The sequence below is a fragment of the Paenibacillus diazotrophicus genome (assembly GCF_042610465.1).
Genome location: NZ_JBGJZN010000004.1, coordinates 66,639 through 79,303 on the forward strand (window position 1 = coordinate 66,639; position 12,665 = coordinate 79,303).

Genomic DNA, 12,665 nt, shown 5'->3' on the forward strand with positions numbered 1-12,665 from the left:
TAGGTTAGGGCACGGGTTACAAACGTTGACATCTTAGATAAATGGGGCTGAATTTGTGAAAATAAAGAATAGATCAAAATATTTGATCGTGGCATTGGTTTTTATCCTGATCATCAGTAATTTCTACGGTGTACCATACGTTGCCCGGGCACAGGCTTCTGGCCCACTGGATACAATCATGGAGGATACGCTTGAGCCTGCCGGGAAATCCGTTTCACTCATAAATAGCAACGGGATTGGCATTTCTGAAGTCGATAATGTTAATGGGCAATGGCAGTATAATGCCGGGACGATGTGGTTGTCTATCGTTGCGCCCGATCCTGGCAAGATTGCCGTCTTCGGTAGAGATGTGATGATCCGTTTTGTTCCGAAGAAGGACTGGAATGGGACAACGCAGATCAAGTATCGCAGCTGGCTTGCTTCAGCAGGGTATAGCAGTAATTATGTAAATGTAAATGCTGAATATGCCGGGGACCCGGGAAGTTACAATCAAGTGGAAGAGTCTGCGCAGATAACGGTTACACCTGTGAATGACGCTCCCTTTATTTCGGAGTCCAGCGGAAGTACTTATCTTGATTTTGACGGTAAAGGGTATGTGACCCTTCCGGATTTGAATATATACTCCAATTCGCTAACCATCGAAACCTGGGTAAATGCCAGCAGTGCCCCTACGTGGGCCCGTATTTTCGATACTTCGTATGGACCTGATAACTATAATTTGCACCTTACGTTTGAAGGAAGTACGGGAAGAATAGCCCTTGAAGCTTTACCGCAAAAGGGTGCCAGAATTAAATCCTACATGGTAAAAACCTCGGAGCAACTGCCTCTGAACCAATGGGTTCATGTGGCTGCCGTATACAATGCTGCAGAGAAAAAGGCCTATATCTATTGGAATGGGATTCTGAAAGGCAGCGGCTTCATGGATCTTACCGATATGGCCAACGCCAGCGCCCAGAACTCCGGTTTGCCGAGACCCAATAACTATATTGGTGAGAGTACATGGTCCCAGGATGCCAATTATGTGGGTGGCATGAGGGATTACCGGATATGGAAAAAGGCCAAAACCCAGTCGGAGATTGAAAGCCAGATGAACACCAGCCTTACCGGTTCTGAAGCCGACCTGATGGTCAATTATAAGTTCAATAATTCTAATGATGGAGCTGTAGCCAAGGACTCTTCTGCAGGTGCAAGAAACGGCAATATCATCAGCGGTAAATGGCAGACCAGCATAGGATTTAACTCCAATGTGGTGACAGCGGCCAATACCCCTGTGTCTAAGCCGTTTAAATTGACAGATGTGGATGCTGGTGACGTGCTTACGCTTACTGCAACCTCGTCGAATACGTCTCTTATAGCGAATAGCAATATCACATTTTCAGGTACAGGCGCGGACAGGATTATCAATCTTACTCCGTCAGCCAACATGACAGGTACCTCTACCATCACAGTCACAGTAAATGATGGAACTACTTCAAGCTCCAGCAGCTTTTTGCTGAGCGTTGTGGCCGGGAAATTTGATCTTGCCTTCATTACGCCTTCTGTAGGTGTGATGACACCTGCTTTTAGCCGGGGAATTATCTACAATAAAGTGCATGTTCCCAACAAAAGCGGAAACAACCCGAACAACAGTATCGATATTAATGTAGGAGCAATAAATCCTGCTGATGTTAATGTGACTGCCTACGCAGACAATGGCTCTGGGGTAACCGTGTCGGGAACCTATCCGAAGTTCACTGTGAGCGGCCTGGCAGTGGGTGTATATAAGCTGGTGAAAATCAAAGTGGCTGATAAATTCTCAAGTAACTTTAAGGAATATCAGCTCGATTTGATCCGCTACCCTGGAAATGATGCCAATCTGGCTGCAGCAAACGGGCTTGCATTATCTAACTTAAGCGGCGGTCAACCTATTGCCCTGTCTCCGGTCTATAGCAGCAATACAGGAAGCTATACCGCGACAGTCGAAAATGATGTGAGTTCGGTCAAAGTAGATGTGATCAAGTCCAGTCTCTTTGCGGCAGCAACTTTGAACGGAACAAACATAGGTTCAACTAGTTCGGCTAATGCTACCGGAAATGTAAGCTTAACCTACGGAAAGAATGTGATATCCGTGGTGGTTACTGCAGAGGACGGCAGGACCCAAAAAACCTATACAGTTACGATTATCAGAAAGCTGTCAGGTGATGCCAGTCTGACGGATCTGACTGCTTCACCGGTTGGATTATCACCGGCTTTCAATACCAATCAGTCCGACTACACGATGAAAGTAGCGAATACGGTAACTACTGCAGAGTTCACACCGACAGCTGCAGCGGGTGCAGTCGTTAAAGTGAACGGCAGGGTTCATGCAAGCGGCACACCTTTTGCCATTACCGATCTTGCCGCAGGAAACAATAAGTACCTGATCGAAGTAACAGCGCAAGACGGATTGACGAAGAAGATCTACAATCTGTTTATTCTGCGTGCACCTTCGGACGTGGCGGATCTTTCGGGACTGAGCGTTTCTTCAGGAACTTTATCGCCTGTATTTAATAATAATGATACCGGGTATTCGGTTGAAGTATCGAATCAGGTTTCTTCGCTGGACATTACCCCCAAGCTGCTGGACCCTGCGGCAAGTCTGGCTGTGGACGGAAGTGTACACCAAGATGATACAGCCTACACCAAACAGTTGAGTGTCGGACTGAATACCGTCAAAATCGTGGTTACCTCACAGAGTGGCGCCCGTGAGAAAACAACGCTGATCAATATTATCAGACAGGCTTCCTCCAATGCGGATCTGTCCAATCTGGTTCTATCGGAGGGCGTACTGGAGCCTGTGTTTGACAAGAATCAAACCCGGTATGCCGTTACTGTAGCGAATCAGGTATCTGAGCTTGCGATAACGCCAACTCCTGAGGACGCCGGGGCAACAGTGAGCCTGAATGGTAACGTGACCGCCAGTGCTCAGCCTAGGCTTGTCAATCTGCAAGTGGGAGTTAACGAATTCAATGTTCAGGTCAAAGCTGAGGATGGCGTAACTTCTAAGAATTATGTCTTAACGATTGTTCGTGAAGCCTCATCCGATGCGGATTTAACCAGCATCACCCTGTCCGGCAAACCGTTGTCGGGTGGATTCGACCGTACCACTTCGACCTATTATGAATATGTAGCCAACAATATTTCCAGTATGACAGTTGCCGCGGTTACAAGCGACGCGCAGGCTACCTATACCATCAACGGGATTCAGTCTGCTGGAGGTGTGCCCGTTCAGCTGAATGTTGGTGAAAATGTAGTTAAAGTTGTTGTTACGGCTGCTGATAAAGTAACTACCAAGGAATACACGGTCATCATCGTTCGGGCGGCTTCGTCCAATGCAAGTTTACTGGAGTTGACGATGAGTGACTTAGCGGGCGGTGCGATTGATCTAACGCCGGTTCCGGGTACTTTAAGCTATACCGGGACAGTCATGGATGCAGTTTCCGTTGCAAAGCTTAATGCGGTTGTGGATGACGCCAATGCAAGCACAGCTGTATTTGTGAATGGGATGTGGATCGAAGACCTGAATGCTGTGCCTTTGGCTACAGGACTGAATGTGATTGAAGTCAAAGTCACGGCTCAAGACGGAAGTATGAACATGTATACCATTAATCTGGTACGGAATCCAAGCACAGATGCTACGCTCTATGATCTGTTGACTTCTCCGGTCGGATTAACACCCGAATTCCAGCAAGGAACCAGTGATTATTCTGTACAAGTGGATAATAGTGTGAGCAGCATGGATTTCTCGATTGTCACTAATAACTGGCAAGCAAGCTACATCCTGAAAAAGAATGGAACTACCACGGATGTATCTGGAAGCACTGTGACACTGGATGAAGGAACGAATCAAATTACAGTAGAGGTTACCGCTGCAGATGCCAGCACTACAAAAACCTATACAGTGACTGTGAATCGTGCCGTGCTGCCGAAGGATTCTTCTCTAACGGATCTGAGCGTTAGTTCTGTCAGAGGAACGGAGGCACTCAATCCTGTTTTTTCAGAGGCAGTCTTCAAGTATTTCTTGTCAGTACCTTATGAAGTAGATCAGGTAGAACTGGACGCGGTAAAAGGAGACATGAATGCACGGATTACCATAAATGGTGTCACTGCAGATCAAGCGATGTCTATCCGGTTAGCAGAAGGGCTTAACATCGTGAAGCTGACAGTTACAGCTCAGGATGGAAAGACAGAAAGTGTCTATGAGCTGGATATCAGCCGGGAATCGCGTTCTTCCAATGCTGATTTGAGTAATATCAGCGTAGATAGAGGAACCTTGGACCCTGCTTTTGATCCTGCGGTTACGGACTATACGGTTGAGGTAGAAAGTGATGTGGACTCCATCGTCCTGAACCCGGCCGTAGCAGATGCCAAAGCGGAAAGCCAGATCACGGGAAGAAATGGAGCCCAACTGGCTAATCTGGTTGAGGGCGATAATAGTTTTGACATTAAGGTTACTGCGGAGGATGGGACTGTAAAGACCTATACTGTCCATATTATTAAGGCTGCGCCTATAGCTACGCCAACACTAGCGCCAACACCGACACCAACGGCAGATCCGTCAGCAGCTCCTTCGGCAGATCCGTCAGTTGCGCCAACGGTAGAGCCATCGGTAGAACCGTCAGTAGCTCCTTCAGCAGATCCGTCAGTAGAACCAACCGCAGAGCCGACGGTAATACCAACGCCGGCGCCATCTACACCTGAGATGCCGACGCCAATAACGGTGCCTGCAGCATCAGCTGTACCCGTTGCGACACCGTTGACGCAGGAGATTACCGTAAAGGTTGAATCAGGACTACTGGGTCAAGGTTCTGTACTGGCAGAAACGGTCATCAAGCGTACTCAGGATACAAGTGGAATTCTGCATGATCTAGTCAACTTCACAACAGATCGTGTGGCGGAGGCTGTCCTGAAGATCGCCGAATCTTCAGATCATACGGCCCGGATTATGATCCCGGATGAGAAGGATCAGGTTGCGGATGTGAATGTGAACGTTCCTAAGGATGCAATCAAGACACTGGGTGACTCCGACGTGAATATGGAGATTTTCACGGAGAACGTAAGAATTCTCATCCCGCAATCCTCATTGGATAATTTTACGGAAGATTTGTATTTCCGTGTAATACCGATCAAAGACCAGACTCTGCGCAAAGCGGTTGAAGACCGGGCAAGAATTGAACGGATTGTCAGAGAGATAGCAGCAGATAAGAAAATTGATGTGGTTGCCCGTCCAATGACAATTGAGACCAATATGCAGAGCAGACCGGTTACCTTAACCCTTCCTCTGCGTGATGTTCAGTTACCAAGTGATCCTGCGGCAAGGCAGAATTTCCTGGCGAATCTGGTGATCTTCGTTGAGCATAGTGACGGTGACAAGGAACTGATAAAGGCGAACGTAGTTGATTACAAAACGGGTGAACTGGGTTTACAGTTTGAAGTTAACAAATTCAGTACGTTCACTATTCTGAACATGGAAGGTTGGGAGAAGTATGTGGCCGCAGCTGAGGCAGCGCAACAACAGCTGACCCATCACAAGGCGTTCATCAACGGCTTTACCGATGGAACCTTTAAGCCGAACCATTCCATTACCCGTGCAGAAATGGCAGCCATTCTGGCCAGAAACCTCGGTTATGACGCTTCCGCACCGCTGAACGTCTCCTCCTACCCGGATGTGAAGGAAGGTCACTGGGCAAAAGGTGTCATTGAATTCGTCAAAACGGCTGGATTAATGCAGGGTAACGACAAAGGCCAGTTCCTGCCAGATGCTCCTATTACCCGCGGAGAGATTGCCGCCATTGCATCCAGATATAAGAAGCTGGATACTGCGGCTATTCCATCAAGCGGATTCAAGGATGCCGATAGCCATTGGGCTGCCAAGGAGATTGCGGCAGCAAGCAAGGCTAACCTCATTAATGGCTATGGAGATGGCACCTATCGTCCAACGGGGAACCTTACACGCGCTGAAGCCGTGAAGGTCGTCAACCGACTGTTCGGACGAGGTCCGCTATACGGTGTTTCCACACCAAGCTGGCCCGATGTTCCAGCAACACACTGGGCGTATAATGAGATTGAGGAAGCTTCAATCGACCACACATTCACCATGCGGAATGAAGGTGGAGAAACGTTTAGCCAATAAATCATATCAACAGAAAAAGGCCGTAAGCACCTGTTAGGTGACTTACGGCCTTTTTTTGGCTCTTTAATTAATTTCGATGGTTAGCGAGCTGGCGAAATTCGCTCCTGGTTCCAGGCCAATCACACCTTCTTTGTCCTGCAGTTCACCGTCGAACGTATCGCTGTCTGCAAATCCCTGCCAAGGCTCGATGCAGAGAAAAGGCGCATTCAGCTTTTGCCAGATGCCGAGATCCGGGAAGCCTTCGAAGGATACGGCGACACTTTTTTCAGTAAGCTTGCTCTTCAGTGTAATAGTCCTTGAGGCTACATTCTGGAAAACCAGCGCATCGTCCTTGAACATCTCATGGGTTAACGGAAGGATGCGTTCTCCTCTCAGCACAGGTTCTGAATGGCCACTGATCCGCAGGCCCGCACTATTCAGGAACTCCCGGTCCAGCGTTTCGTTCTCGGAGAACTCCAGTACATAGTCGCTGAAGCTTCCGTTCTCATCCAGCGGGCAATTGAAGGCAGGGTGTGTACCCAGCTGGAAGAAGATATCCTGCTGATCTATGTTCTCTACCCGGTAGTCCAGCTTAAGCGTATTCTCATTCAGCGTGTACGTGATAAACAGGTTGAATTGGAACGGATAGCTGGCCAGGGTATGCTCACTGCTGGTGAGCCGGAAGACCGCGCGGGACTCACTTGCTTCCACGACGGTGAACTCGCTGCGTCTGGCGAAGCCGTGATTGGCAAGCTTGTAGGCTTCCCCGCGTACCTTGATCTCTCCGTTCCGGACAGCCCCAATGATGGGGAACAATACAGGAGAACGGCCTGTCCAATAGGCGGCATCCCCGCTCCAGATATATTCAGTGCCTGTGTCCTTTCGAGTGAAGCTGACAAGCTCCGCCCCCAGGGTGCTAATCTCAGCCTGTGCTGAACTGCTGCGCAAAATGGTGTTCATATGTTGACTCCCCTTTCACAATGGTTAGCCAGCCCTGTCTGCTGCTGACTGCTGTTCATATTTTATCAGACTTCAGCGGGACCGATGTAACACATCGTGAAAATTCCAAAAAATAATTATTACACTGTGTAAAATGACAATCAGGCGGAATGGTATAACATATATACAAAGCAAAGTTTCTGTATAACTAAGCGTTCGAAGCGGAGGGATAGGGCCATGCAGCAGAAGCAGATATTCGTGAACGGTGAAAGATTGAAGAATACGATTGAGGCCTTTGCCGATTTTGGGCGTACGGAGAATAATGGGGTGACCCGGCTGTCGCTGTCGGAGCAGGATGTGATGGTGCGGAATTACTTCGCTGCGTGCTGTGAAGAGCTGGGAATGACGGCCAAAGTTGATGATATGGGAACCATGTATGCGACGCTCAAAGGGACAGAAGCAGGACCGCCTGTGGTGATCGGCTCACATCTGGACACGGTCAAGAAGGGCGGACGTTTCGATGGCGTGCTTGGGGTAATTGCCGGTCTGGAAGTGGTGCGTACTCTGTTTGACCATGGGATTAAGCCACGGCTGCCGGTGACGGTCATGAATTTCACGAATGAGGAAGGTGCGCGGTTTGAGCCTTCGATGATGGCTTCAGGCGTGCTCTCCGGCAAGTTCGATAAGGCCGAGATGCTGAAGAAAAGGGACCCGGAAGGGACCACCTTTGCCGAAGCACTGGAGGCGAGCGGGTATGCAGGGGATGCCGCGAACCGGATCAAGGAAGCAACCGCTTATCTGGAGCTGCATATTGAACAGGGGCCCGTACTGGAAAAAGAAAACCTCACCATCGGCCTCGTCGACTGCGTTGTCGGTATGGTCTGCTATGAGATTGAAGTGACCGGCGAATCCGATCATGCAGGGACCACGCCGATGGATATGCGTAAGGATGCACTGTTCGCTGCCACCGACCTGATAACCGAGCTGCGCAGCAAGCTGGGAGTGCTCGATTCCGAACTGGTCTTCACCATGGGCCGTATGAATGTGCTGCCTAATATCCATACGGTGATCCCGAACAAGGTGATCTTCACTGTTGAAGCCAGACATAAGGACATGGACATTGTCCGCACGGTAGAGGATATGATTAACGGCCTGCCTGAAGAGCAACTGGGCTGTATCGTCTCGAAGACCAAGCTATGGGGCCGCGATACCGTGTGGTTCGACCCTGAAATCTGTGCCTTGGTGGAGCAGGCAGCATCGACCCTGGGCTACTCCAGCAAAAAAATGGCCAGCGGCGCAGGACATGACGCCCAGTTCGTGGCTGGTTTCCTTCCGTCAGCCATGATCTTTGTACCGAGTGTAAACGGAAAAAGCCACTGCGAGGAGGAGCTGACCTCCTATGAGGAATGCGAGCAGGGGGTAAATGTTGTACTGGAGACGGTGCTTTCTATATTGGACAACTGAACCGTGTCATTAAACATAACGCGGTTATCCGGACCGATAAGCCAACCTTATGTGAATGACTGCGTCTATTTCCATATTTGTTTCATAAGTTTCAGTACCTTAAGACACCGGTGAAGGTGTCTTTTTTCATGATTGAATATCTCTTTGTCAGATATACCAACGGTTACAGAGTTCATCTATAGGGTTTTCACCCCCTGCATTGTGTTAAAACACAATCATGGCAGATAATGTTTTTCTTTTTACCCAAATTGCGAGAATAATTCCTGTGTTATCATTCTTTACATAAGAGAAACATAACAGACGGGAGCGATGAACAATGATTATTGGAGTGCCTAAGGAAATCAAAAATAACGAAAACCGTGTCGCCATTACCCCTGCAGGAGTCGTAAGTCTGGTAGCTGAGGGACATCAGGTGCTGGTGGAAGCCGGAGCTGGATTGGGCAGCGGATTCCTGAACGAAGAGTACGCCGCAGCCGGTGCTGAACTGATCGCTGAAGCTGCTGCAGTATGGGCTGCCGCTGAAATGGTCATGAAGGTTAAAGAGCCGCTGGAAAGCGAATATGGCTACTTCCGTCCGGGCCTCATCCTCTTCACTTATCTGCATCTGGCTCCAGAGCCTGCTCTGGCTACCGCCCTGAAGGACAAAGGTGTATTCGCTATCGGGTACGAAACGGTTGTTGACGGACGCACATTGCCCTTGCTGACACCGATGAGTGAAGTAGCCGGAAGGATGTCCGTACAGCTCGGCGCACAGTTCCTGCAGAAGAATTACGGCGGACAAGGCATTCTGCTCTCCGGTGTTCCGGGTGTCAGCAGAGGCAAGGTTAGCATTATCGGCGGGGGTGTAGTGGGTACCAACGCAGCGAAGATGGCGATCGGCCTCGGCGCCGAAGTAACAATTGTGGACCTCAGCGCGGACAGACTCCGTCAGCTGGATGATATTTTTGGCGCACAGATTAATACGCTGATCTCAAATCCTTACAACATTGCCAAAGCCGTAGCCGAAGCGGACCTGCTGGTAGGTGCGGTATTGATCCCTGGTGCGAAAGCGCCAAAGCTGGTTACGGAAGAAATGGTCAAGACGATGAAGCCGGGCTCTGTCATTGTAGACGTAGCGATTGACCAGGGCGGGATCGTAGAAACAATTGACCGGGTAACTACCCACGATAACCCGGTATTTGAGAAATACGGCGTACTGCATTACTCCGTAGCCAATATGCCGGGCGCTGTAGCCAAAACATCGACCATGGCTTTAACTAACGTTACGGTTCCATATGCACTGCAAATTGCAAATAAAGGTGTGTTCAAGGCGATTGAAGACGATGCCGGCTTGAAGAGCGGCGTCAACGTAGCCAACGGCAAGATCACCTGCCAGGCCGTGGCAGAGGCTCTTGGGGAAGAGTACTACACGGTAGAAAAAGCAGTAGGGCAAGAGTTCACTCTGATCTAGAGCAGGAGAGAACTAGCCATAGGGCAGAATAGACAGAACTGAGGGGTAACAACAATGAGTACAGTCCGGTGAGCAATCGCCGGGCTGTTTTTTGATATAGGGTTGTGAGAGGAGAATTTGTTGAAGCGCAGAAGGCAGGCCGGTTTGTTCTGCCTGCCAGCCTGGGGCAGCAGCCAGGATACCGCTCCCTATAGTCAGCCGCAAAGCACCAAGCTATAATGAAATCACTTATAGTACAAGGCTATTCTTCAGGTTGGGGTGGGGACAATGACAGATTCAGAGCCATCATTTGATCGTTTTTTTGACAGTATGGAATCCCTGGCGGATACCCTCAGCGAATCGCTTCAGTCGCAGGTGACGATCGAGGATAGCAATCATCACGTGATCGGATACAGCTCCCATCAGTTTGAGAGCGATCCGGCGCGCATCTCCACCATTATCGGCAAGCGTGTGCCGAACACGGTCATCATTGGCCTGCGCAAAAAAGGCGTGATGCATCAGCTTGAGAACACCGCGCATCCGATCCGCATTCCGGCAGTCATGGAGGTGGGGCTCGGACCCAGGCTTGCGATGTGCATCCGGCATCAACAGGAGATTCTCGGCTATATCTGGGTGGTGGACCGAGGCAATCTGGCCGAGGGGCAAGCGGAGCTCATTGTGGAGAAGGCTGCCGGGATTGCCGGACGTTACCTGCTGAAGCAGCGCGGCTGGAAGACCAGACAGGAAAAGGCGCACGAGGACTTCTTCTGGAAGCTGCTGACCTCACATTACGAGACGGAATCGCGTATCCGCCAGGAGGCGGAAGGCTCATCAATTCTATTGCCGGAGAGCTATTATATCGGGGTGGTGGAGAGTGACAAGGCGATCGATGACCGCTTTGTGCAGCGGTTGCGCCAGCTTATGGAGGCGGGTGCCAATCAGCGCCTGCTGTTTCTGACGGCTGAGCATAACCGGCTGATTATCCTGTTTTCCTTTCTGTTTCCCGTGGAGGGGACAGAGCTGTTGTCTTCATTTGTGCAGAAGCTGCTGCAGGAGCTGGGCCGAAGCGAAAGCTGCGCTCTGACAGCAGGCTGCAGTCCATGCTACCGGGAATATACCTCAGCTGCCACTGCTTACCGGGAAGCACTCACCATCCTGGAGCTTAAAAAACTGCTGCCCTATCATGCCCGCCACCTGCTGCTGTATGAGGATATCGGCTTCTGGGCGTACATTCCGGCCATTCTGGAGCAGAAGCGCAGCCGGACGCGCAAGAGCCCGCTGCTCTCTCCGCTGAAGGCGCATGACCGTGAGCACAAAAGCGATTTTGTCAAAACCATCGCCGTCTATTTGACGCTGAACGGGAATCTTAAGGAATCTGCATCCTTTCTGCATATCCACACCAATACCCTGATGTACCGGCTGAACCGGATCGCTGAGATTACGGGCCGGAGCCTTAAGGAGACGGATTACCGAACTTCCATTTATCTGGATATTCTGACAGAGGAGACCGCTCAGGTTAACAGCTGGTTTCAGGAGAGTTAGACTGCCGTGCACCAACCGGAGGCCCGACACGTACAATAACCTATCTATACAAGATGAACTTGTGACAGGAAAGGGGAAATGGATAGTGGCCTTTGGATATGATAATCCCGGTTCGGGATTCGAACAGACTATGAGGGGACGCATTATTGAAACAGCCAGAGCGATGAGTGCGGGCGGCACAGACTTTTCCACATTTAAGAATTCACGCTGCAACCCAAGATATTGGATCCGTACAGAGAATGGGGGCTTCCAGCTGCGAAGTGATGTCACCCCTTCGGCGGCCATCAAAGATATTTTTATTAATGGACACTTGTACGCTTTCGAATGTGCTATGGCGATGGTGATGATTCTTTATAAGGCGACTATTGATATGATCGGGGAAAATGCGTTTAACCAGTATTTTACCGACCTGTTCCTGTGGGATTGGAATTATGACAGTAATCTGCGGATGATCACTACGTTCGATCCGTCAGAAATGCAGCCGGGGGATGTTGCGTATTTCAAGAATCCGGATCATGACCCGGATAAGCCGGAATGGCAGGGTGAAAATACGATACTGCTCGGCAATGACAGCTACTATGGGCATGGGCTGGGGATTAAGAGTGCGGACAGCATCATTGCCTCACTTAACCGTGAAAGAGTGCCAGGCAGCCGGATCTCGGCCTATCTTACGGATGAAGCACTTCACCCGGATTTTGCCTATCTGCAGACCTTGTCCAGCCGGTCGGTGCGGAGTTCGAAGGGCAGCGGCGATACGCGGAATAGAATATTCTCCAGAATTGGAGTCAAATCCTACATTACGAAATAGAAAAGGACGGGGCATCTGCCCCGCCCTGGAAAGGTTTACTTGTTCTGCTGATCTGTGTTCGCGAGCTGTTCTTGAGCAAGACGGATCATTTCCCGGACCATGGACCCGCCAATTTTGCCGCCGATCTGACCCGCCGATTCCGTAGTCAATGCTCCGTTGTTGCCGTGCTGCAGAGGGACACTCAGCTCTTTGGCTACTTCATATTTCACGTCATCCGGCCGTTCCGGATTCACGGTATACCCTTCCTGCTTCATCACATTTGCTTTTAAAGTCTGCATTCCCTGTTCTACTCCGGGCACCGCATATCTTCTGTTCCTTCTTGCCATCCTGACTCACTCCCCTGCTGTCTTTGC

The 12,665-nt window shown here is 50.0% G+C and carries 7 protein-coding genes; 5 read left to right on the plus strand and 2 right to left on the minus strand.

The features are described from left to right. Positions 1-55: 55 nt before the first annotated feature. Positions 56-6,151: a cadherin-like beta sandwich domain-containing protein gene (locus tag ACAN54_RS17260; protein ID WP_379157740.1), complete on the plus strand. Its 6,096-nt coding sequence runs from the start codon at positions 56-58 to the stop codon at positions 6,149-6,151. A gap of 63 nt (positions 6,152-6,214) precedes the next feature. On the opposite strand, the gene ACAN54_RS17265 is transcribed toward ACAN54_RS17260, so the two are convergent. Then, positions 6,215-7,090: an aldose 1-epimerase family protein gene (locus tag ACAN54_RS17265; RefSeq protein WP_379157743.1), complete on the minus strand. Its 876-nt coding sequence runs from the start codon at positions 7,088-7,090 to the stop codon at positions 6,215-6,217. Between the two features lie 216 nt (positions 7,091-7,306). Between ACAN54_RS17265 and ACAN54_RS17270 the strand changes: the two genes are divergently transcribed. The 4 genes from ACAN54_RS17270 (at position 7,307) to ACAN54_RS17285 (ending at position 12,312) form a co-directional block, all read left to right on the plus strand. Further along, positions 7,307-8,533 (plus strand): Zn-dependent hydrolase, encoded by a 1,227-nt coding sequence (locus tag ACAN54_RS17270; RefSeq protein ID WP_379157746.1) that lies wholly within the window; start codon positions 7,307-7,309, stop codon positions 8,531-8,533. Between the two features lie 316 nt (positions 8,534-8,849). Further along, positions 8,850-9,983 carry an alanine dehydrogenase gene (gene ald / locus ACAN54_RS17275; RefSeq protein ID WP_379157749.1) on the plus strand — a complete coding sequence of 378 codons (1,134 nt, stop codon included), beginning with the start codon at positions 8,850-8,852 and terminating at the stop codon, positions 9,981-9,983. A 267-nt stretch (positions 9,984-10,250) separates the two neighbouring features. After that, entirely contained in the window at positions 10,251-11,504 is a 1,254-nt protein-coding gene (locus ACAN54_RS17280) for a PucR family transcriptional regulator (RefSeq protein WP_379157752.1), read from the plus strand. A gap of 1 nt (position 11,505) precedes the next feature. Beyond that, the gene (locus tag ACAN54_RS17285; protein ID WP_379158728.1) at positions 11,506-12,312 is read left to right on the plus strand and encodes a protein-glutamine gamma-glutamyltransferase; all 807 of its coding nucleotides are present in this window, start codon (positions 11,506-11,508) and stop codon (positions 12,310-12,312) included. 35 nt (positions 12,313-12,347) lie between these two features. On the opposite strand, the gene ACAN54_RS17290 is transcribed toward ACAN54_RS17285, so the two are convergent. Further along, positions 12,348-12,638: an alpha/beta-type small acid-soluble spore protein gene (locus ACAN54_RS17290; RefSeq protein WP_379157755.1), complete on the minus strand. Its 291-nt coding sequence runs from the start codon at positions 12,636-12,638 to the stop codon at positions 12,348-12,350. Positions 12,639-12,665 lie beyond the last annotated feature (27 nt).